Genomic DNA, 21,582 nt, shown 5'->3' on the forward strand with positions numbered 1-21,582 from the left:
ACCCTTTTGAAGGGTGGTTATGATTTTCAAACTTTTTTCGTTCAGAAAATAAAAAAGTGAAATTTTTGATAAATGAACATAATTAAAGACAAATTTGGTTAAAAGTGGTTGGCTTTATTTCTATAAGATGCGAGTAGATTGCTTCTTTTTATAAAGCTCACAAGTTTTCGTTTTTTTCATGACTTTTGATGAAAGAATTAAGAGTTTGTATTTATCCAAATGTTTGGAAAATTTAAGAAAAGTGTATGCCTACTTTTCAAGAATGATAACCCAATTCGAGGTCTATTTTTCACATTTATTTTATGATGTACTGTCGAATAAACAATGATTAAATAAGCTAAATACTAGTTTGAAAGGTGAGGAATTTAACCTAAATGGATAAAATAAGAATCAATCGGCAAGAGATGAAAATTTTTTCTTTTTTTCGATTCGAATTTTTTTCTTTGATAAATTGAATAATGGTTAATATTGATTCTGTGAAAGAGAGATGTTTATACTAGACTTACTAAAAACAAAGGAGAGAAATTCCAAATGAAAAAAATATTTTCAATTATTTTAGTTAGTTCTACATTATTAAGTGGTGCTGCAATGGGAGGAAATGCTGTTTTTGCAGAGCAAGCCTCTCAAAAAATAAGTGCAGCTAAAGTCTCACATAGCTTAGAATTCGAGCAAATTAAAGAAGCAATTAGTGAATTTTATTATGTAGAGAACAATCAAAAGATGTTGAATAACAGGGTAATGCAAAGTAAAATAGACGATTTATTAAACCAAGTAAACCAGCTAGCTGATCCACTTGAAAAACAACTATTAACAAAAGAGTTAAAAGAGATTGAGAGTAGAGTATATGAAATGCGTCTTGCTACAGAAGACGGAGAAGTGATTGCTCAAGTGAGTGTAATTGTTAACGACAATAGCTTAGACGTCTATACGAGAACTTTCCGTAACACATTATGGAAAAATCCTAATCAAGCATATGGAAAAATCAGTATTAAAGAAAAAAATGGTTCACGTACACGAGCTATCTTCAATAAAACGTATGAAGTAGGAAATTATGTAACAAGTGTCAAGAAATTAAAACGAACTGGAAAAGATGCAACAATTGTAATTTCAGCAGATAGAGCGGCATTACAAGTAAATAAAACAATAAAATTACCAAATACAACTACTGGAACGTATGAATTTAAGATTAATGACCAAGAAAAGAGTGTTTACTTAAACTCATTTATACCTAACGCTTAAGAATTATAAAAAGGAAAGGATGAAAGAAAAGGTTTACTCGTAGATTAGTCACTGATAAGAAACATTTAATGATATTGAACGTTTGAGTGTAAAGAAATAGTCTATGTGGTAGTATTCAATTCTTCCATCTTTTTCTCATTTTTGGTGTTGGATTTTTAATTTTTTTGATTGAAAAAATACAGTGGCTAATTTATGGTATTTAGTCCTTGTTATCATGGTAGATCAAGCTGTTTTTTTACGCGATGAGATAACGGCTGTTTTATAAGCAAGCTTTGTAAAAGCATTGTACAAATTCATTATCAAAAAACAGCCACGTTTTTATATAAATAAGTTAATTTTATTAAGTAATAATGAGACAACGATCGAATATGTGAAGTTGTCTCATTATTTTGTTGTGTGAAAGAAGTGGAATTTTTTAATTAATTGTGTAGTTAGGAATGAGTAATTTCCTAACCACTTACCCCCTAGTTTTTCTTTACTTTAAAAAATAACTCAGCTATTCTTAAGTAGGCAAAAAAATGAAGAGGTGAGCCATGGGAGTAGTTGTAAATCATTTTTTTATTATTATCTTAATTGCAAATATATTATTATCGCTCGTCATCATTTTTCGTGAGCGAAAAGAAACTGCTCAAACATGGGCATGGTTGTTGGTGTTGTTGTTTATTCCGATTGTTGGTTTTATTCTTTATATTTTTCTTGGCAGAGGCATCTCGAAAGATAAAATTTTTGATTTAAAGATTCAAGGAAAAATTGGTAAAAATCTTGAAATTGAAGAAGATAAACAAGCGTTAATCCGCGGGTTATATCCGCATCCGCCTACAGGGCAAGTAGACGTTAAACAACTAATTTACATGTTGACGGTTTTTGAAAGTACGTTGTACACGACAAAAAACAAAGTAACATTGTTTACCGATGGACGAGAAAAATTTGAGGCGTTGTTGGAGGACATCAGGCATGCAAAAGACCACATTCATTTTCAATACTATATTTATCGTAGTGATGCGTTAGGAATTAAGGTTCGAGAGGCTTTAACGGCGGCTGCGAAAAGAGGAGTCAAAGTTCGAGTATTGTTAGATGCTTGGGGTTCCACACAAGTGAAGGCTAAATTTTTTCAAGAATTACAATCAGCTGGCGGTGAAATTGCCTTTTTCTTTCCTTTGTTTGTGCCTTATCTCAATCCACGAATCAACTATAGAAACCATCGGAAAATTGTTGTAATTGATGGGAAGATCGGGTATATTGGTGGATTTAATGTAGGAAGCGAGTATTTAGGTGAAGTAGCGAAGTTTGGTTATTGGCGTGACAATCATTTGCGTATTTATGGTGAAGCTGTTTACACTTTGCAAAATCGTTTCTTAATGGATTGGAATTCACAGCGTGTAAAAGAGGTCAGCTATGCACCAAACTTTTTTCCTACGATTGAATCAATAGGCAATTTGGCTCTTCAGATAGTAACGAGTGGCCCCGATTCGGAACACGAACAAATTAAAATGACCTATTTAAAAGTGATTTCATTAGCCAAAAAAGAGATTTTAATTCAAACACCCTATTATATCCCGGATGAATCGATTCATGAAGCTTTAAAGCTGGCATTGCTTTCAGGAGTAAACGTCCAGATACAAATACCAAATAAGCCCGATCATCCACTTGTTTATTGGGCGACTTATTCTTTTGCAGCGGAATTGCTTGAATATGGTGCCATAATAGAAACCTATGAGAATGGATTCATTCATGCCAAAACAATGATTGTTGATAGCGGGATCGTTTCGATCGGCTCAGCAAATATCGATGTACGCTCTTTTAAATTAGATTTTGAAGTAAATACATTGATTTATGATGAAAAAATGGCAACGCAGGTAAGGAAAGCATTTTTTGAGGATTCAATGATGTCTCAACGCTTAACTAGGGAAATTTACGATCAGCGAGGATGTAGAATAAAATTAAAAGAAGGGTTGGCACGATTAATTTCTCCTTTGTTATAATCTAAATCAAAAAGGACATGAATAGACGTTTTTGACGCCTTTTCATGTCCTTTTTTTGTCGGGGCCATTTCTGTAAACTGTCAGAAATGGAGAAAGCGTCTCGCATGAGCTTAACTTTGGGGTACTTCTTGATTTTGGGGAAAGCAAGAAATAAGTTAACTAATGCTTAATAAAGAGACACATTTCAAAGCAAGTATAGCATAGATATACTTAATGAGATAGTATTTTTTTTATGAAATCCATTGTTTTTGTTATTTAAAAAATCTGATTCGTTTTCAAGCATTAGTGGAAATGTTAAAATGAATTTACTTTAGAATTAAAGGAGATTTTTAAATGAAAAAATTCAAATTACTCTTGCCGATGCTAGGATTAATCATTTTTTTATCAGGTTGTTCAAAATGGATTGATCGAGGAGAATCCATTACGGCTGTTGGCTCCTCTGCTTTACAGCCTTTGGTTGAAACAGTTGCTGAATCTTTTCAGGCTGAAAATCCCGGGAAGTTTATTAATGTTCAAGGAGGAGGAAGTGGTACAGGATTATCTCAAGTTCAATCGGGCGCAGTAAACATTGGAAATTCTGATTTGTTTGCAGAAGAAAAATCAGGAATTGATGCGGCTGCTCTAGTGGACCATCGTGTAGCGGTAGTGGGAATCGCACCAATTGTAAATAAAGAAGTAGGAATCAAAGACATTTCATTGATGAATTTAAGAAAGTTATTTACAGGTGAAATTGAAAATTGGAAAGAATTGGGCGGCAATGACCAGCCCGTGGTTATTTTAAATCGTGCATCCGGTAGTGGAACGCGCAGCACGTTTGAAAAATGGGTATTAGACGGAGCAACGGCTGTTCGTGCACAAGAACAAGATTCAAGCGGAATGGTACGTCAAATTGTAGCTGACACTCCTGGTGCGATCAGTTATGTGGCATTTTCTTACGTGAACAAGGAGGTAGCGGCATTAAGTATTGATGGAGTTGCTCCAACAGATGAAAATGTTATGACTAATAAATGGACGATTTGGTCTTATGAACACATGTATACAAAAGATCAACCAAAACAATTAACAAAAGAGTTTTTAGAATATATGCTTTCTGACAATGTACAAAAACATATTGTCGGTGAATTAGGTTATATTCCCGTTTCACGTATGCAGGTGGAACGAGATTGGGAAGGAAATATTGTAAAATAATTCCCTTTACAAAAAATTTACAAACTTCGCATAAATTTTACATGTTATTAAACATAAATTGACATTTACTTTGTACACTGAATAGGCATGCCTTATGAAGGAGGAATCATCTGTGGAAGATGTAAAAAAAGCATTATTAACTAAATCTAAGCGTTCAAGAATGGAACAGCACGGTAAATTCATTAGTTTTTTGTGTATTGCGTTTATCGTTGTTGTCGTATTAGCCATTTTTTATTTTGTTGCAAGCAAGGGGTTAGCAACCTTTTTTGTCAATAAGATTAACGTATTTGATTTCTTGTTTGGCACCAATTGGAATCCAGGGCAAGTAGGAGCTGACGGAAAACCGTTGGTCGGTGCTTTACCAATGATTGCTGGCTCATTTATTGTTACTTTTTTATCTGCAATTATTGCTACACCTTTTGCCATCGGAGCAGCGGTTTTTATGACAGAAATTTCTCCAAAGAATGGAACAAAAATTTTACAGCCGGTCATTGAGTTATTAGTGGGAATTCCATCTGTTGTGTATGGTTTTATTGGGTTATCAGTGATCGTTCCTTTTATTAGAAGTGTTTTTGGTGGTACTGGTTTTGGTATTTTAGCTGGGACGTTTGTTTTGTTTATTATGATTTTACCAACTGTAACGACTATGACTGTTGACGCACTTAAAGCTGTGCCTCGTCATTATCGTGAAGCTTCTCTAGCGTTAGGAGCGACAAGATGGCAAACAATTTATAAAGTTGTTTTGCGTGCGGCAGTACCAGGAATTTTAACGGCAGTTGTTTTTGGGATGGCACGTGCCTTTGGTGAAGCTCTAGCGATCCAAATGGTTATCGGAAATGCGGCATTGATGCCTACAGGATTGACTACTCCTGCTTCTACGCTGACTTCTATTTTGACGATGGGAATCGGGAATACGATCATGGGGACGGTTGAAAATAATGTGTTATGGTCATTAGCCTTAATTTTACTGTTGATGTCTTTATTCTTTAATATTGTAATTCGAATGATTGGTAAGAAAGGAGCATTGAACTAATGAAGGCAAAACGTGCGGATAAAATTGCAACAGGTGTTCTTTACACGATCTCCGGAATTATCGTATTGATTTTGGCTGCCTTGCTTTTATATATTTTAATTCGAGGGATTCCTCATATTTCTTGGTCCTTTTTAACTGAACCAGCAAAAGCTTATCAAGCCGGCGGAGGAATTGGCATTCAATTGTTTAATTCGATTTATTTATTATTGATTACCATGATTATTAGTTTTCCTCTTTCATTAGGTGCAGGGATCTATCTTTCTGAATATGCTGGGAAAAATTGGCTGACAGACGTCATTCGTACATCTATTGAAATTTTAAGCTCACTGCCGTCTGTCGTAGTTGGTTTATTTGGTTTTTTAGTTTTTGTTATTCAGTTTCAGTATGGGTTTTCGATTATTTCTGGGGCGTTGGCTTTGACAGTTTTTAATTTGCCTTTATTGACAAGAACAGTAGAAGAATCGCTGCAATCTGTTCATTATACCCAACGTGAAGCGGGACTGGCATTGGGTCTATCACGTTGGGAGACGGTTATTCGGGTGGTAGTTCCAGAAGCAACTCCGGGAATTTTAACAGGTGTGATTTTGAGTTCAGGTAGAATTTTTGGTGAAGCCGCAGCTTTAATTTATACGGCTGGTCAAAGCGCTCCAGCTCTTGATTTTTCAAACTGGAATCCATTGAGTGTATCTAGTCCAATCAGTATTTTTCGTCAAGCTGAAACGTTAGCTGTTCATATTTGGAAAATCAATACAGAAGGAACGATGCCAGATGGCGTATCAGTGTCTGCGGGAGCTTCTGCTGTATTGATTATAGCAGTATTACTATTTAATTTTGGTGCTCGTGCTATAGGGAAACGTTTGTATCGTAAAATGACTTCAGCTTAAGGAGAAGAAGATGATGAAGGAATACAATTGGAATGAAAGAAACATCTTGACGATGAGTTCAACAAAAGAAGTGGCTTTGTATACAGAAAATCTTCACGTTTGGTATGGTGAGAACGAAGCGATCAAAGGAGTAGACTTAGAATTTGAAAAAAAGAAAATTACTGCTTTGATTGGTCCTTCGGGTTGTGGAAAATCGACCTATTTACGTTCATTAAATCGCATGAATGATGGGATTGCTAATACGAAAGTTACTGGAAAAATTATGTATAAAGATGTAGATATTAATGCGCCGCAAATTGATGTGTATGAAATGCGCAAACGCATAGGGATGGTTTTTCAGCGGCCTAATCCCTTTAGTAAATCAATCTATGAAAACATCACCTTTGCGTTGAAACGACACGGTGAAAAGGATAAGAAGAAGTTAGATGAAATTGTTGAAACTAGTTTGAAACAAGCTGCGTTATGGGATCAGGTAAAAGATAATTTAGAAAAAAGTGCGCTAGCCTTATCAGGCGGGCAGCAGCAGCGGCTGTGTATTGCTCGTGCGATTGCTATGAAGCCGGATATATTATTATTAGATGAACCAGCCAGTGCGTTAGATCCGATTTCTACAGGAACAGTAGAAGAAACACTCATCAATTTAAAAGCTGATTATACGATTATCATTGTTACTCATAATATGCAACAAGCAGCTCGTATCAGTGATTATACTGCTTTTTTCTATTTGGGAAAAGCGATTGAATATGATAAAACGAATAAGATATTTACTAGACCAAAAATTCAAGCGACCGAAGATTATGTATCTGGTCATTTTGGATAAGGCGGAGGATTCGTTATGGCAAAAGAAATTATCTCATCAAAAGATTTACATCTCTACTACGGGAAAAAAGAAGCGCTAAAAGGGATTGATTTAAGTTTCAATCAAGGAGAAATCACTGCAATGATTGGTCCTTCAGGCTGTGGAAAATCGACTTATTTGCGTTCCTTGAATCGGATGAATGATTTGATTCCCGGAGTGACAATTACGGGAAGTGTGCTTTATAAAGAAAAAGATATTTATGGACCAAAAACAGATATTGTCGAATTACGTAAAGAAATCGGCATGGTGTTTCAACAACCTAATCCTTTTCCTTTTTCTATTTATGAAAATGTCATTTATGGATTAAAATTAAAAGGTGAAAAAGACAAAAAAGTTTTTGATCAAATAGTAGAAGAAAGTTTAAAAGCGGCTTCAGTTTGGGAAGATGTCAAAGATAAATTGCATAAAAGTGCGCTTTCTTTATCGGGGGGGCAGCAGCAGCGAGTTTGTATTGCTAGAGTGCTGGCAGTGAATCCAGACATTATTTTATTGGATGAACCAACAAGTGCGCTTGATCCTGTTTCTACGGGAAAAATTGAGAGCATGCTCTTGGAATTAAAAGAAAGATATACTATGATTATAGTTACGCATAATATGTCACAAGCTTCACGTGTTTCAGATAAAACGGCTTTTTTCTTAGATGGAAATTTGATTGAGTTTAACGATACAAAAAAAATCTTTATGACTCCAGAAAAAAAAGAAACAGAAGACTATATTTCAGGGCGATTTGGATAAGGGGGAAATAAAATGTTGCGAACGCAGTTTGAAGAAGAGTTGCTTAATCTTCATAATCAATTTTATGAGATGGGGATGATGGTTAGCAGTGCAGTGCATAAGTCAGTTCGTGCGTACATCAAACATGATAAAACACTTGCGCAAGAAGTCATTGAAAATGACATAAAAATCAATGATATGGAAACACGTTTAGAGAAAAAAAGTTTTGAAATGATTGCGCTACAACAACCAGTGACAACGGACTTGCGTATGATTATTACAGTGATGAAAGCAAGTTCAGATTTAGAGCGGATGGCTGATCATGCTGTTTCTGTTGCTAAATCAACGATCCGTGTCAAAGGACAAACAAGAATACCGGAAATTGAAAAAGAGATTTCCGACATGTCCGATTATGTAAAAAAAATGGTGGATAACGTTTTGGTGGCTTACGTAAAAACGGATGAAAAAGATGCACGAACGATTGCTAATATGGATCAACGAGTCAATGATTACTTTAATCGTATTTATAATGCAACCATCAAAAATATGCAGTCTGATCCAGAGACAGTAATCAGTGGAACAGATTATTTGAATGTTGCGAGTTATTTGGAACGTATTGGAGATTATGTGACAAACATTTGTGAATGGATTGTTTACTTAGCGACTGGGAAAATTACTGAATTAAATATAAATCATAACGAAATTTTTTAAGCAAATGATTTTATGCAGGTACCTCAACGTCGTGAGCCGAAGAATGATGAAAATACAAAATGCTATTTTCGATTTTTTCGGCTTTTTTGATGTAGATAAAATATAAAGAAATATCAAATTTAAATTTCTGTTAGTGAATGCTTTTTGCGTATTTTTTGCATGATTTATAATACTTATAAAGATGAAGGAAATTAACAATGTAAAAAGCAGTACGTCTATTTTTTTAAAAGCAGGATTAATTAGTTTTTAATAATTATCTTAAGTTGGAGAAAAATTTACTACTTAAGTCCTATGACTTTTACTGTTATTCCGTGCATAATATGAATGTAAGGAAAAGCTTGCAAACTATTTTTGCTTAAGGAGGCAATTTCCATGAAAGAAAGAGAACGTATTTTAGATTTAGTAAAAAAAGGAATCCTTTCAACTGAAGAAGGCTTAGATTTATTAGAAAGCATGGCTACTGAAAAAGATGAAAAACAAATCGCAAAAGAAGCAGATAAGGTTACTGCTAGTCATAAGGAAAAAGAGCAGTCGAGTCAATTAATTGATGAATTAGAAAATGAATTGACGGAGAAAATTCACTTTCAGGTTGATCCAAAACAAAAAGAGCAAGAAGACCAAGAAAATTTAGAACGTATTTTAGACGAGTTGGCAACACAAGCAAATAAAACATCTGTACATTTAGATGAAGTAAACGAAGCTTTAGCAAAAAATAAAGTAGTGCACAATGAAAAACAGGAAGCATTGATGCAGCTCAATACCAAAGAAGAATTGGACCAATTAACAGAAGACGAAGTGATTCAAAGAAAAAAATTGGAAGATGAACTGAAAAAAATAGAAGATGATAAAAATGAGCTAACAAAAGAACAGCTAAAATTAGAAGCGGAACTAAAAGATATTCGTAAAAATCAATGGTCAGAAAAGAAAGAAACGTTTACTGAGAAATTTGATCTTCCGGAGGATTGGAAAGAACAGGCAAGTGATACGTTAAATCAAGTGGGAGAAAAAATGTCTGAAGCAGGTTCTCAGTTAGGAAGATTTCTAAAGAAAACTTTCCAAACGGTATCAGAAACAGTTAATGAAAACATGGAGTGGAAAGATGTAAATTTGCGTGTTCCAGGCATTGCTACAACCAAATTCGAGCATGAATTTTATTATAGAGCGCCGGCAGCAAGTATTATTGATATCAAGGCAGCAAATGGCAATGTGACATTAAAGACTTGGGAGAATGAGGACGTCAAAATTGAAGCAAAAATCAAGTTATACGGTAAAATGAATGCAGAGCCATTTGAAGCCTTTTTGGAACGAAGCCAAATTGAAGTAAATGATGAACATATTTCCTTCCAAATTCCTAATAAACGTGTACGTACTGATTTAGTTTTTTATCTGCCAGAGCGTGTTTATGACCATACGGCAATTAAGTTGCTAAATGGGAATATTACAATTGATCACTTAGAAGGAAAAGATGTCTACGTAAAATCCACAAATGGGAATATTAAGATTTACCGCTTACATGCTACGATGCTTGAAGTCGAAGGCGTTAATGGAAATATTGATGTTCAAGAAGGGCGCGTTTTAGACTCAATTATTGAGACAGTTAATGGTACGGTGGTAGTGGGAACTACGCCAGAGAATCTTTCTGTGTCTTTAGTTAATGGAGATATACGCTTAACAATGAAAGAAGAGAAGCTGAAAAAAATTGAAGCGAGTTCTGTTAATGGAAATGTCAAAGTGGCACTGCCAGAGAATATCGGCATGGAAGGAAATGCTAAAACAAATTTAGGAAGTATTAATAGCCGACTTTCTAATTATGAAATTATTCGTGAGAAAAAAGAGCGGACGAATCAACTGTTACAGTTTAGACGTCTGTCAGACAATGAAGTAGCTAACATTCAATTATCAACTACAACTGGAAGTATTTATTTAAAAGATACAGATAAATAAGAAGACGAAAAAGTAAGCCAAGATAAAAAACAGAAGATTTTCACTGGGTGATTTTTTAGTAGTGATTTGTTTTTTAGATGTTAGAGAATCTGTTTAAGAAAAAGAGTGAACAAAAGGAAGTTTATTTTTATTGTCACTCTCTTTTTCTTCCATTAAAATGATAGAATAGAGGTGAAAGTAAAATGAAAAGAAAGCTGACAAAATCAAATAAAAATATTGTTTTGACAGGGACATTAGCTGGAATTGCTGAATATGTTGGCATTGATCCAACGGTTGTTCGAGTGATTTATGTCTTTTTAAGTTTAGTGGCTTTTGGAAGTCCTATTATTTTGTATATATTATTGGCTTTGATTATCCCATCCGGTCGAAGTACACGTACGCATTATGGACATGAAAACCAATATTATAGAAATAATGACTATCAGAAACAAACAAGAAAGCGCAAAGAAGCGGAAAAAGTTGATGATGACGAATGGAGTGACTTTTAATGTCGTATCTTCAACGTATCATCGTTAATACGCTGACGTTTATCTCACTTGCTGTGATTTTTCCAAATATGATTTATGTGGAAAGTATTTGGACGGCTATCGCAGCAAGCTTTGTTTTATCTTTATTGAACATGTTTATTAAGCCAGTTCTAATGGTTTTATCTTTGCCATTTACTTTGTTTACGCTTGGTTTATTTACGTTTGTCATTAATGCCGTTATTCTTAAAATGACTTCTTTTTTCATAGGAGCAAATAATTTTAGTTTTTCTTCATTCTGGTCGGCGTTTCTTGTAGCGGTTGTTATGTCAACAGTAAACATGATTGTAAGTGAACACAATAGTAGAAGATAGAAAATAAAAAGTTGCTAATATAAAAAGGACATCTATGAAAATTGCTCTTTCATTTTTGTAGGTGTCTCCTTTTTTTGTGTTTATATAAGAAAAAACAAATTTTAGAATAAAAACGTTTTTTTATTTGGTAGTACTTTTTGTCAGACAATGATAAAATGAGGGAGGAACACTCTAATAGAAATGAGGTAGCACGAATGGCAGAAATTGTAAAAGTAAGCCAATTAGTAGAAAAATTATCATTAGAAATTGTGACTGGCGATGAAAAGAGTTTGGAACGTGTTATAGTAACCGGTGACATCTCAAGACCTGGATTAGAATTGACCGGATATTTTAATTATTATTCACATGATCGCCTGCAGTTATTTGGAAGCAAAGAAATCAGTTTTGCTGAACGGATGATGCCTGAAGAAAGACTGATGATTATGAGGAGATTATGTAGTGAAGATATGCCGGCATTTATTATCTCCAGAGGCTTACCTGCTTCTGAAGAAATGATTCAAGCAGCAAATGAATATGGCATGGCCGTATTGCGTTCGCCTATTTCTACCTCACGTCTGCTTGGTGAATTATCCAGTTATTTAGATGGGCGATTAGCTCCTAGAACGAGTGTCCATGGAGTATTAGTTGATGTGTACGGGTTAGGAGTGTTGATTCAAGGAGATAGCGGGATTGGAAAAAGTGAGACGGCGTTAGAATTGATCAAACGAGGCCATCGTTTGATCGCGGATGATCGAGTCGACGTTTATCAACAAGATGAGCTAACTGTGATTGGAGAACCTCCAAAAATCTTGGAGCATTTGATTGAGATCAGAGGAATTGGTATTATTGACGTAATGAATTTATTTGGTGCAAGCGCTGTTCGCGGATCGATGCAAGTTCAGCTGGCTGTCTATTTAGAGGCGTGGGCTAAAGATAAAAAATATGATCGGCTAGGTTCGGAAGATACGTCTGTGGAGATTGCAGAAGTCGGCATTCCTCAGATCAAAGTACCTGTAAAAACGGGAAGAAATGTAGCGATTATTATTGAGGTCGCTGCAATGAATTTCCGTGCAAAAACGATGGGGTTTGATGCAACCAAAACGTTTGAAGAACGTTTGAGTCGCCTTATTGAAGAAAATTCAACGAACCAATAGCAAGGAGTGAAAACATGTTAGCTCAAATCGATCGAGTGGCGTTTAATCTTTTAGGAATACCGATTTACTGGTATGCTTTGATTATCGTATCAGGAATACTTATTGCCATGTGGCTTAGCAGCCGAGAGGCCGTACGCGTTGGATTGAAAGCAGATGATGTGACTGATTTCATGCTGTGGGGGTTGCCTTTGTCGATTATTGGTGCACGTTTGTATTATATCTTATTCAATTTACCGCAGTATTTAGCGAATCCTATTCAAATATTTAATATTCGTTCTGGAGGATTAGCAATTTATGGTGGATTAATTGCAGGAGCCATTACGTTATATTTTTTTACTAAATATCACTTTATATCGATATGGACATTTTTAGATATCGCAGCACCAAGTGTTTTGTTTGCCCAAGCAATCGGAAGATGGGGCAATTTTATGAATCATGAAGCATATGGACCTATTACGACAAAGACGTTTTTAGAGAATTTGCATATCCCCAAAGTCATTATTGATAACATGTATATTGAAGGGTTCTATCGTCAACCAACTTTCTTATATGAATCTGTTTGGAATGTAATTGGTTTTGTTTTGCTTTTATTTTTAAGAAATAAAAAGTATTTGTTGAAAAAAGGCGAAGTCTTACTGGTTTATATCATATGGTATAGTTTTGGGCGCTTTTTTATCGAGGGAATGCGGACAGACAGTCTATATTTTCTAGGAATGATTCGAATCTCACAATTGTTGTCAGCTGTTTTATTCATTGGAACCATTATTTTGTTTATTTGGCGTAGAAAGAAAGGGAATCTCTCAGATTATGACCGGACTTTAGGAAAAAATCAGCTATTAATCTAAATTCGAGAGCGAATAAAATGAAAAAAATAGCAGGAGTGGTAAAATGGAATGTAAGGTAGCAGTTTTAGGTGCCGGTTCTTGGGGAACGGCTTTAGCTCAAGTTCTTGCCGAAAATGGGCATGATGTTCGTTTGTGGGGACATCGCCAACCTCAAATAGATGAAATCAATCAACAGCACACCAATCAAAAATATTTACCTCATCATACGCTACCAGCATCAATTCAGGCGTTTATGTCTGTGAAACAAGCCGTTCAAGACGTTGATGCCTTAGTGTTTGTCGTACCTACCAAGGCAATTCGTTCAGTTGCACAAGAAGTAATCAATCATTTGAATACGAAGCCAGTGATTATTCATGCTAGTAAGGGACTTGAACAGCAAACACACAAGCGCATTTCAGAAATTCTTTTGGAAGAAATTCCGGTTGAAAAGCGACAAGCGATTGCTGTGCTATCAGGTCCTAGTCACGCAGAAGAAGTCGCTAAGCATGATATTACAACGGTTACGGCTGCAAGTACTGATCAAAAAGCGGCCGCTTTTGTTCAAAGGCTTTTCATGAATCGATATTTCAGAATTTATACGAATTCAGATGTAATCGGTGTTGAAATGGGTGCTGCGTTAAAAAATATTATTGCTATTGGCGCAGGAGCAATTCATGGGTTAGGATTTGGTGACGATGCAAAAGCTGCAATTATAACGAGAGGATTAGCCGAAATTAGTCGGTTAGGTGTGGCAATGGGAGCCAATCCGCTAACTTTTATTGGTCTTAGCGGGGTAGGAGATTTGATTGTCACTTGCACAAGTGTTCATTCTAGAAATTGGCGTGCCGGTAATTTATTAGGACAAGGCCAAGTACTAGAAGAAGTTTTGAAAAATACGGGCATGGTGGTGGAAGGTGTCCATACAACAAAAGTAGCTAGAGAACTTGCTCAAATGATGGGGATTGAAATGCCTATTACTCAAACAATTTATGAAGTACTTTATAAGCAAAAAGATGTAAAAATTGCAGCAAGAGAGATTATGTTGCGCGATGGGAAAAAAGAAAATGAATTTTCATTACCAATTTTTTAGAGGAGAGATGACACATGAAAGTAAAAAAAGCAGTTATTCCAGCGGCAGGATTAGGAACAAGATTTTTACCAGCGACGAAAGCAATGGCAAAAGAGATGCTACCAATTGTTGATAAGCCAACGATTCAATTTATTGTTGAAGAAGCGTTGAAATCAGGGATTGAAGATATTTTAATTGTAACGGGAAAAGCTAAACGACCTATTGAAGATCATTTCGATTCAAATATTGAATTAGAAACGAACTTAAGTGAAAAAGGCAAAACTGAGTTATTAAAATTAGTAGAAGAAACAACAGACGTTAACCTTCACTTCATTCGACAATCGCATCCAAAAGGTTTGGGACATGCGGTCTTACAAGCACGTGCTTTTATTGGAAATGAACCTTTCGTTGTGATGTTAGGAGATGACATTATGGAAGATGAGATTCCTTTGACACAACAATTGATTGATGACTATGAGCGTACACATGCTTCAACGATTGCTGTGATGGAAGTTCCACAAAAAGAAACTTCTAAATACGGGATTATTAATCCCGGTGAAGAATTAGAAGAAGGTTTATTTAATGTCAAAAACTTTGTTGAAAAACCAGAGCCAAGCAAAGCACCAAGTAATTTAGCTATTATCGGGCGTTATTTGTTGACACCTGAAATTTTTGATGTTTTAAATGAACAAAAACCGGGAGCAGGTGATGAAATTCAATTGACGGATGCAATTGATACGTTAAACAAAACACAACGAGTGTTTGCTCGTAAATTTACAGGAAAGCGTTATGACGTAGGGGACAAATTTGGTTTTATGAAAACAAGCATTGAATATGGCTTGACGCATCCAGAAGTTGGCGAACCGTTAAGAGCATATATTAAAGCGTTGGGTAAAGAATTGGAAGCAGGTAGTCAGGTTGTTTCAACAAAAAGAAATGAAAAAATTGAATTAAAAAAAGAAATGAAAAAATAGTTTCGGATCCGTCACTCTATCTTTTTCAAATGAGAAAGACTTAGGGTGACCATACTAAGAACCGAATGATCCAGTAAATACGAAGGGTGATGGATCATTCGGCTTATTTGTGTTATGCATGAATTTTTAGTGTTGATTTGGTATGTTGAATAAGTGTTTCTTTACTGGTAATGGAATCGTAAAAAATAAGTTTTTATCTAAATTTAAGGCTGGGATAGAAGTGATTAACTCTGAGAAATAAGGGTGTTCAATTTTATTAAGTAAAGTGGGATTTCAACTGTTTTTTGCTTAGAAAGGCAACGAATAGCGTACATAAACTAATGCCGCCCACTAAATAAGTCAATTGGAGATTTGTAGAAATACTGCTAATCCAACCAAATAAAATTTGTCCTGGAGGAAGAGCAAATGTACAGATAACCATGATAAAAGACATCAATCTACCTAAAAGTTTTTGTTCGGCAGTTAGTTGAATAAATACAACTAATTCAATTGAAATTAGTGACACGAAAGCTAGAAATACGGTAACAATTCCCGTCATTGTCCAAAAAGCCGTTTTTGTTACAGGAAGCAAATGGATTGGAAAAACTAAGAGTAAAAAAATACAGCTTATTAAAGTTAATTGTTGTGGAATATGGCTTAGCGTTATTTTTTTTGCTAAAATTCCATAAGTAATTGTATCTATTAATCCTCCTAAGGAAAACAAAAAATTCATTATACTGTATTGCTCATTACTCGCTGCAAACCAAACTCTCGCTAAATATGGAATGACAATTTGGATAAAAGAAGTTAAGAAAAAGTTTAAAAAAAAGGCGAGTAAACATATTTTTAGAAAAAGCTGATTTTTTTTTAAATAGTGTAATACTTCATGCGTATCTTCTTTTATAGTTTGAAAGACTGAAACAAATTTTTTTGCAGTAGGCTGTTCATCAAAACGCATAATCATTTGGAGGATCATTGCCATACTAAATAAAAGAACACAGAATATAAAAATGAAGGGCAAAGTTTTTTGGCTGTACATGCTTCCTGCCAAAAGAGGTCCAAACATATTTCCTAAAATTCCGATTCCGTCAACTATGCTATTTACTTTTGGAAGTTTATTTTTATCACAAATTAAAGGGATGGTTGCTTGAACAATTGGAGTTTCAAAAGCAGAAACCATTCCCATTAAGCATACGAGTATTCCAATAGGTATAACATTTTTTGTGGTTATAAAAGTGATAAACATTATTAAGGTAATAATTAAATAGAGGGTGTCCATGATGACCATGAGCAGTCGCTTATTCATTCGATCAGTTAGAATCCCGCAAAAAGGAAGCATAAAAAGTCTGCCGATGATGGATAAGCTGGTAATGATGCTAAATACAAATACAGAATGTGTCACATCTAACAGATAAAGAGACAACGTAAACTGAATGGTGACTGTTCCGATTACTGAAAATAATTGACTAAAAATTAGTAAGGATAGTATATTTTTTTTAATCATGTTATATCTCAATTCTTTTCACTTGATTGACGAGAGATAAGGAAGAAAATAGGGCACCAAAAAAATAAAAAATAGTAAAAATATAGAATAGAGTATTTGTACCTAAACTTGCAGAATTGCCGACTAGAGAAAATAAAACAAGTGAAGAAAAGAAAGTTAAAGCAATTGAACGCTTTTTCCACCCGATCCATAGAGAACATGTATCAATAGCGGGAACGAGTAAAATAGAAAGAAAAATCATTGGAATTTGCTTAACTAAGAGATAAATGTTGAGTTGGTCATGAACAAGTGGTAAAATTTTTTCTGCACTTAAAAAAACAATATCTATAATTGCTAAGCTAAGTGCTGATAAGATACTACCTAATAGACAGACGATGCCTAGTTTTGAAAAGAAAATTCTTTCACGGCTAACTGGATAGCTTAAAGTTAAATAAATGTTTTTATTTGAATAGCTTTCAATGATTAATTTTCCAAGCATTGTTGCTCCTAAAAATATAAATCCCGCGCTGTTTAAAAGAAAAGCCATATTTAAAATAAATGAATAGGAGGCTATTTCTGAATCGCTTATTTGAACAGTCGGGTCAAAATGAGGAATGGATGCAAAAAAATAAAGAAAGGCCAGTACTACTACAGGGATAAGAAAAGCAATACCTAAATAATGTTTACAATCTACTTTCATTAATTCTATTTTTAATAATTTATACATGCTGTTCCCTCCATTAAGTTAATCATTTTGTTTTCAAAGGAAGTTCCTTCAAGTTGTAGCCATTCTTGAGTTGATTTTTTAGCGATAATTGCTCCTTCGTAAAGAACAGCAATGGTGGATGCAACATGTTGTACTTCTGAAAGAATGTGACTAGATAAAATGATCGTCGTGCCTTCATTAGCTAATTCGTGAAGAAGTTCTCTAAAATCCCGAATGGCTTTAGGGTCTAAGCCGTTTAAAGGTTCATCAATAATTAGTATTTCAGGATTGGGCAACAGCATCCGAGCAATTGCTAGACGTTGACGCATTCCTAGTGAATATTGACTTACTGGCAAATGATTTTTAGGATTTAATCCTACTCGCTCAAAAGCAAGCGCTAATTTAGCGGTGTTTACATCATAATAAGCCGCATGGATTTCTAAGTTTTTCCATCCAGTTAGTTGTTCGTAAAAGACTGGCTCATTAATGGTGACACCAATTTTTCTTTTAATCATTAAATCGGTGGGTTTGGCGTCTAAGATTTGAATCGTACCGTCCGTTGGCTCAATGAGTCCTGCGAGTAATTTAAACAATGTGGATTTTCCAGCACCATTTTTTCCAAGAATTGCAAATACTTCTCCTTGTTGAATGAAAAGGCTCAATTGATGCAGGACAGGGACTCCTCGATAACATTTTTCTAAATTATTAATAGTGACGATAGGTTTCATTTTTTTCCTCCAATTCATACCAATGGTATGTAAAATCATAAAAAATATACATACCTTCGGTATGTTTTATTTAAAAAAAATAGCTTAAAAGCTATTCATTTTTTAAGTGGTTAAATAAATCATAGATTAAATGAATAATTTCATCTGTTATTAAAGGAATTCCTAATCTATCAAAGGTATATTTGATAAATTTAATTTTTCGTTGTAAATCTTGTTCAGAAAGCGTAGAGGATTGGAAACCAATCCAAATATTTAATGTAAGAACAATTAAGTCAGCCACTTCTTCAGGATATTCTGTTGTAATTGAACCATCAGAGATGCCTTCTTGAACCATCTTTTGAATTTCAGGAACAGCATATTCAAACATGTCTAAGTATTGTTCTCCCAAAAGACGCGGACTTCTTAACGTAATAGCAGCAGAGTAAGCCAATTTTTGTTTTTCTAAGTTTTTAAAGGCCGCTTTTAAAGAATTTTGAAGTTTTTCCAAACCTGTTTTTCCTGACCAATCAAACGATTCATTTTGGTCGTTTTCGTTATTGACGATTGTTTGTAAAATATCAAATTTAGAGTTGAAGTGGTGATAAATGACTCCTTTTGTTAAACCACCAAGTCCATTAATGATGTCTTGAATGGAAGTGTTATCATATCCTTTTTCAAGAAAAAGCTGCTTGGAAACATCTATAATTTTTTTGCGTGTTTCTTCTGGATTTTTTTTTTTGCTCATAAACAGACCTCCAAAAACATACCAATGGTATCTAAAGTGATCTTACTTCTTTTGACAAGAATTGTCAATCTAAATTTTATGATTAATTTGTAACGATAAGCGACTCACCTTTTCGTAAGAAAAACTTAGGGAAGGGGTGAATCGCTCTAGTTTATTTATTCATAGCGTAATGCGTTGATTGGGTCTAAGCGTGCAGCTCGATTAGCTGGTAATGTACCTGCCAAAAATGCTATTAGCATAATGATTCCCATAATTGTGATTATAGAAAGTGGGGTGAATTGGACTAAGTTAAATCCATCTAGTTCTTGCAAAAAAGAATCGGTAGCTAGCTTATTTAGCAGATTTCCTCCTAACCAGGCAACCATGCAGCCTAACAAAGACCCCCAAAAACCGATTAATAATGCTTCCACGCTAAAAGAAAAGAAAACTTTACCTTTGCTCATGCCCATGGCTTTCATTAAACCAATGTCTCGTGTACGGTCTTGTACGGACATATAAAGGGTATTAATAATCCCAAAGCTAGCTGCTAGAAGCGCAATTGCGCCAAAAATTGTTAATACGCCAATTACTGCATCAACTGTTTGATGCATCATGCCTACTTGATCTGCAAATGTGACTCCTAATAGTCCTTGATTTGCTAATTCATCTTTTATTTTTTCTATTTTTTTCTCATTAGGGTGTTCAACTGTAGCGATGACTGCATCATATTGATTTTTCATTGATTCAGGGATACCTTCTTGATTAATGGTTACTAATTTATCTACAAGTTCGTCATTTACGACAGCGTTTCCATTGTTTATAAGACTTGGATTTCTTACGCCAACAATTGTTGCTTTAAGTGTTTGCTGTTTTTGGGTTGCTTGAGAAGAAACACCAAGTTTTACTTTTTTATTGAGGGCATTTTTTGCTGAAGAATAGCCTAAGCTTTTAACATAATCAGAAGCAATGACAATTTCTAATTTATTTTTATCTTCAGAAACTTGCCTACCAACTTTTAAATCTACATCAATTCCTTCCGTACTAGAGGCGTTTAATTGATATTTTTTATTTGAGGCACCTTGAATATAGTCGATTTTAAAATCTTTAATCGGCTTAATTTTTTTCAAGTCTTTTATCTGTTCGATTTTAGAAATTTGTTTTTTTGTCAATAGGTAATCGTCAGTTGCTTTGGGGGAGTTTTCACTATACTCTGTAGGACCTGAAGATTGTTTGGTTCCATTTATATCTTTAGCAATAGCTAAAACATCTTCTTTGCCAATTGAATTTATTTGACGATCCACATAATCATTTACTCCGTTTTTAATTCCGATTGTAATTGTAATCGTTAACGTGCCAATAAAAATAGCGACAATCGTCAAAATCGTACGCCCTTTATTTCTCCATAAGTTAGTACTTGCTTGTCGAATAACATCAATTAACTTCATTTATTCTACCTCCTTGATGATTTGTCCATCACTAATTTGAATTTGGCGATCACAGCGTGCAGCTAGTTCTGGATCATGGGTAACGATAATTAAGGTAATTCTCTTTTCTTTATTTAATTGAAATAAAAGGGTTTCAATTTTTTCTCCAGTGGCAGAATCAAGGTTGCCTGTAGGTTCATCGGCAAAGATAACTTTAGGATTATTGACAAGTGCTCGAGCGATGCAAACACGCTGTTTTTGACCACCAGACAAGTTCATGGCTTTATTAAAAGCTTTATTTTCAAGTTCAACAGACTTAAGGGCTTTCATGGCTAATTCTTTTCTTTTTTACTGGATACTCCTGCAATCTTTAATGGCAATAAAACGTTGTTTAATACGGTGTCTTTGCTGTTTAAAAAAAATTGTTGGAAAACAAAACCAAATGTTTGATTTCGCAAAATATTTTGCTCTTTGTTTGTGATTTCACTTGTTTGACGATCAAATAATATGACTTCTCCTGTTGTTGCATGATCAAGTAAGGCTAAAATGTGCATTAATGTGGATTTACCAGAACCACTTTTTCCAATAATTGCGACTGCTTCTCCTTGATGAATTTCCAAATTTACTCCTTTCAATGCTTCAAAAGCAGTTGACCCTTCTCCATATTTTTTTGTTAAGTTTCTTATTTCCAAAATTTTCATAAATCTCTCTCCTTTTTGTTATAGCCTTAACATACACACAGTCTACGCTGATTTATTTATAAAGCCATCCGTCTCTAGTAGTAGATTAGTGAAAAAATATTATTTGTGTGAAGGTTTCTTTTCTTTTTTACTTACATTAGGAAGAATTTTTCTCAATTCATTATTCCATTGTAGAAGAGAGGATTTTTGAAATATTATCAATGTGAGGAGGAGCTTAAAAAGAATGATTTGTTTATGAAAAGTAGGAGATCCACTGTTTATGAGGAAGATTCTTCTCATAGATAGGGGATCTGCCAGTTTTTTGTTTCATTGTTGCTGTGTGAGAGAGGAAGTTAAATTTTGTGCTAGGAGAAGTGAAATAAAAACCAGTATTGTTTTTTTAATAGTGATTTTTATTCAGTTTGAATCGTTATAGGCTATAAAGTGATCACTTTTTGTTTTTTAATAAAATTGCACGATTAATCAC

The 21,582-nt window shown here is 34.5% G+C and carries 20 protein-coding genes and 1 pseudogene; 15 read left to right on the forward strand and 6 right to left on the reverse strand.

The features are described from left to right. Positions 1-531 precede the first annotated feature (531 nt). From RV14_RS03745 to galU, 15 genes are all read left to right on the forward strand, one after another. Complete coding sequence (locus RV14_RS03745; protein ID WP_071854972.1) at positions 532-1,239, forward strand: hypothetical protein; 708 nt, start codon at positions 532-534, stop codon at positions 1,237-1,239. A gap of 533 nt (positions 1,240-1,772) precedes the next feature. Continuing rightward, on the forward strand, positions 1,773-3,221 hold the full coding sequence (cls, locus tag RV14_RS03750; protein ID WP_071854973.1) for a cardiolipin synthase: 1,449 nt from the start codon (positions 1,773-1,775) through the stop codon (positions 3,219-3,221). A 333-nt stretch (positions 3,222-3,554) separates the two neighbouring features. Further along, positions 3,555-4,409 carry a phosphate ABC transporter substrate-binding protein PstS gene (locus RV14_RS03755; RefSeq protein ID WP_071854974.1) on the forward strand — a complete coding sequence of 285 codons (855 nt, stop codon included), beginning with the start codon at positions 3,555-3,557 and terminating at the stop codon, positions 4,407-4,409. 112 nt (positions 4,410-4,521) lie between these two features. After that, positions 4,522-5,442, forward strand: coding sequence for a phosphate ABC transporter permease subunit PstC (gene pstC, locus RV14_RS03760; protein WP_071854975.1), 921 nt, complete (start codon positions 4,522-4,524; stop codon positions 5,440-5,442). Next, entirely contained in the window at positions 5,442-6,326 is an 885-nt protein-coding gene (gene pstA, locus RV14_RS03765; protein WP_071854976.1) for a phosphate ABC transporter permease PstA, read from the forward strand. Before pstC ends, pstA begins: the two co-directional genes overlap by 1 nt. A 13-nt stretch (positions 6,327-6,339) precedes the next feature. After that, complete coding sequence (gene pstB, locus RV14_RS03770) at positions 6,340-7,146, forward strand: phosphate ABC transporter ATP-binding protein PstB (protein WP_071854977.1); 807 nt, start codon at positions 6,340-6,342, stop codon at positions 7,144-7,146. 15 nt (positions 7,147-7,161) lie between these two features. Next, positions 7,162-7,920 carry a phosphate ABC transporter ATP-binding protein PstB gene (gene pstB, locus RV14_RS03775; protein WP_071854978.1) on the forward strand — a complete coding sequence of 253 codons (759 nt, stop codon included), beginning with the start codon at positions 7,162-7,164 and terminating at the stop codon, positions 7,918-7,920. A gap of 12 nt (positions 7,921-7,932) precedes the next feature. Further along, entirely contained in the window at positions 7,933-8,610 is a 678-nt protein-coding gene (phoU, locus tag RV14_RS03780) for a phosphate signaling complex protein PhoU (protein ID WP_071854979.1), read from the forward strand. A 372-nt stretch (positions 8,611-8,982) separates the two neighbouring features. Further along, complete coding sequence (gene liaX, locus RV14_RS03785) at positions 8,983-10,554, forward strand: daptomycin-sensing surface protein LiaX (RefSeq protein ID WP_071854980.1); 1,572 nt, start codon at positions 8,983-8,985, stop codon at positions 10,552-10,554. A 182-nt stretch (positions 10,555-10,736) separates the two neighbouring features. Further along, positions 10,737-11,042 carry a PspC domain-containing protein gene (locus RV14_RS03790; RefSeq protein ID WP_071854981.1) on the forward strand — a complete coding sequence of 102 codons (306 nt, stop codon included), beginning with the start codon at positions 10,737-10,739 and terminating at the stop codon, positions 11,040-11,042. Further along, positions 11,042-11,392 carry a phage holin family protein gene (locus RV14_RS03795; protein ID WP_071854982.1) on the forward strand — a complete coding sequence of 117 codons (351 nt, stop codon included), beginning with the start codon at positions 11,042-11,044 and terminating at the stop codon, positions 11,390-11,392. The genes RV14_RS03790 and RV14_RS03795 overlap by 1 nt, the downstream gene beginning before the upstream one ends. Positions 11,393-11,586: 194 nt before the next feature. After that, positions 11,587-12,525, forward strand: a complete 939-nt coding sequence (hprK, locus tag RV14_RS03800) for an HPr(Ser) kinase/phosphatase (RefSeq protein WP_071854983.1) — start codon at positions 11,587-11,589, stop codon at positions 12,523-12,525. Positions 12,526-12,539: 14 nt separating this feature from the next. Continuing rightward, entirely contained in the window at positions 12,540-13,370 is an 831-nt protein-coding gene (gene lgt / locus RV14_RS03805; protein ID WP_071854984.1) for a prolipoprotein diacylglyceryl transferase, read from the forward strand. Positions 13,371-13,413: 43 nt separating this feature from the next. Then, the gene (locus RV14_RS03810) at positions 13,414-14,439 is read left to right on the forward strand and encodes an NAD(P)H-dependent glycerol-3-phosphate dehydrogenase (RefSeq protein WP_071854985.1); all 1,026 of its coding nucleotides are present in this window, start codon (positions 13,414-13,416) and stop codon (positions 14,437-14,439) included. Between the two features lie 14 nt (positions 14,440-14,453). Further along, entirely contained in the window at positions 14,454-15,392 is a 939-nt protein-coding gene (gene galU, locus RV14_RS03815) for a UTP--glucose-1-phosphate uridylyltransferase GalU (protein WP_071854986.1), read from the forward strand. A gap of 256 nt (positions 15,393-15,648) precedes the next feature. On the opposite strand, the gene RV14_RS03820 is transcribed toward galU, so the two are convergent. The 6 genes and pseudogenes from RV14_RS03820 to RV14_RS03845 all read right to left on the reverse strand — a co-directional run bounded on the left by RV14_RS03820 (position 15,649) and on the right by RV14_RS03845 (position 21,116). Next, on the reverse strand, positions 15,649-16,875 hold the full coding sequence (locus RV14_RS03820) for an MFS transporter (protein WP_071854987.1): 1,227 nt from the start codon (positions 16,873-16,875) through the stop codon (positions 15,649-15,651). 1 nt (position 16,876) lies between these two features. Beyond that, the gene (locus RV14_RS03825) at positions 16,877-17,581 is read right to left on the reverse strand and encodes an ABC transporter permease (protein WP_071854988.1); all 705 of its coding nucleotides are present in this window, start codon (positions 17,579-17,581) and stop codon (positions 16,877-16,879) included. Beyond that, positions 17,566-18,288: an ABC transporter ATP-binding protein gene (locus RV14_RS03830; protein ID WP_071854989.1), complete on the reverse strand. Its 723-nt coding sequence runs from the start codon at positions 18,286-18,288 to the stop codon at positions 17,566-17,568. Before RV14_RS03830 ends, RV14_RS03825 begins: the two co-directional genes overlap by 16 nt. A gap of 91 nt (positions 18,289-18,379) precedes the next feature. Further along, positions 18,380-19,012, reverse strand: coding sequence for a TetR/AcrR family transcriptional regulator (locus tag RV14_RS03835; RefSeq protein ID WP_071854990.1), 633 nt, complete (start codon positions 19,010-19,012; stop codon positions 18,380-18,382). A 155-nt stretch (positions 19,013-19,167) separates the two neighbouring features. Next, positions 19,168-20,436 carry an ABC transporter permease gene (locus RV14_RS03840; RefSeq protein WP_071854991.1) on the reverse strand — a complete coding sequence of 423 codons (1,269 nt, stop codon included), beginning with the start codon at positions 20,434-20,436 and terminating at the stop codon, positions 19,168-19,170. Continuing rightward, a pseudogene (locus RV14_RS03845) lies at positions 20,437-21,116 on the reverse strand (ABC transporter ATP-binding protein). Positions 21,117-21,582: the final 466 nt, after the last annotated feature.

The organism is Enterococcus ratti (genome assembly GCF_001886195.1).
Lineage (GTDB): Bacteria > Bacillota > Bacilli > Lactobacillales > Enterococcaceae > Enterococcus_B > Enterococcus_B ratti.

What these genes read in the sequence shown, in the direction of transcription:
- RV14_RS03755 (WP_071854974.1), top strand. Translation starts at nt 3,555, where the DNA reads ATGAAAAAATTCAAATTACTCTTGCCGATGCTAGGATTAATCATTTTT.
- hprK (WP_071854983.1), top strand. Translation starts at nt 11,587, where the DNA reads ATGGCAGAAATTGTAAAAGTAAGCCAATTAGTAGAAAAATTATCATTA.
- phoU (WP_071854979.1), top strand. Translation starts at nt 7,933, where the DNA reads ATGTTGCGAACGCAGTTTGAAGAAGAGTTGCTTAATCTTCATAATCAA.
- RV14_RS03825 (WP_071854988.1), bottom strand. Translation starts at nt 17,581, where the DNA reads ATGTATAAATTATTAAAAATAGAATTAATGAAAGTAGATTGTAAACAT.
- RV14_RS03835 (WP_071854990.1), bottom strand. Translation starts at nt 19,012, where the DNA reads ATGAGCAAAAAAAAAAATCCAGAAGAAACACGCAAAAAAATTATAGAT.
- lgt (WP_071854984.1), top strand. Translation starts at nt 12,540, where the DNA reads ATGTTAGCTCAAATCGATCGAGTGGCGTTTAATCTTTTAGGAATACCG.
- galU (WP_071854986.1), top strand. Translation starts at nt 14,454, where the DNA reads ATGAAAGTAAAAAAAGCAGTTATTCCAGCGGCAGGATTAGGAACAAGA.
- pstB (WP_071854977.1), top strand. Translation starts at nt 6,340, where the DNA reads ATGAAGGAATACAATTGGAATGAAAGAAACATCTTGACGATGAGTTCA.
- RV14_RS03830 (WP_071854989.1), bottom strand. Translation starts at nt 18,288, where the DNA reads ATGAAACCTATCGTCACTATTAATAATTTAGAAAAATGTTATCGAGGA.
- pstB (WP_071854978.1), top strand. Translation starts at nt 7,162, where the DNA reads ATGGCAAAAGAAATTATCTCATCAAAAGATTTACATCTCTACTACGGG.
- RV14_RS03745 (WP_071854972.1), top strand. Translation starts at nt 532, where the DNA reads ATGAAAAAAATATTTTCAATTATTTTAGTTAGTTCTACATTATTAAGT.
- liaX (WP_071854980.1), top strand. Translation starts at nt 8,983, where the DNA reads ATGAAAGAAAGAGAACGTATTTTAGATTTAGTAAAAAAAGGAATCCTT.
- RV14_RS03790 (WP_071854981.1), top strand. Translation starts at nt 10,737, where the DNA reads ATGAAAAGAAAGCTGACAAAATCAAATAAAAATATTGTTTTGACAGGG.
- pstA (WP_071854976.1), top strand. Translation starts at nt 5,442, where the DNA reads ATGAAGGCAAAACGTGCGGATAAAATTGCAACAGGTGTTCTTTACACG.
- cls (WP_071854973.1), top strand. Translation starts at nt 1,773, where the DNA reads ATGGGAGTAGTTGTAAATCATTTTTTTATTATTATCTTAATTGCAAAT.
- RV14_RS03840 (WP_071854991.1), bottom strand. Translation starts at nt 20,436, where the DNA reads ATGAAGTTAATTGATGTTATTCGACAAGCAAGTACTAACTTATGGAGA.
- RV14_RS03810 (WP_071854985.1), top strand. Translation starts at nt 13,414, where the DNA reads ATGGAATGTAAGGTAGCAGTTTTAGGTGCCGGTTCTTGGGGAACGGCT.
- RV14_RS03795 (WP_071854982.1), top strand. Translation starts at nt 11,042, where the DNA reads ATGTCGTATCTTCAACGTATCATCGTTAATACGCTGACGTTTATCTCA.
- RV14_RS03820 (WP_071854987.1), bottom strand. Translation starts at nt 16,875, where the DNA reads ATGATTAAAAAAAATATACTATCCTTACTAATTTTTAGTCAATTATTT.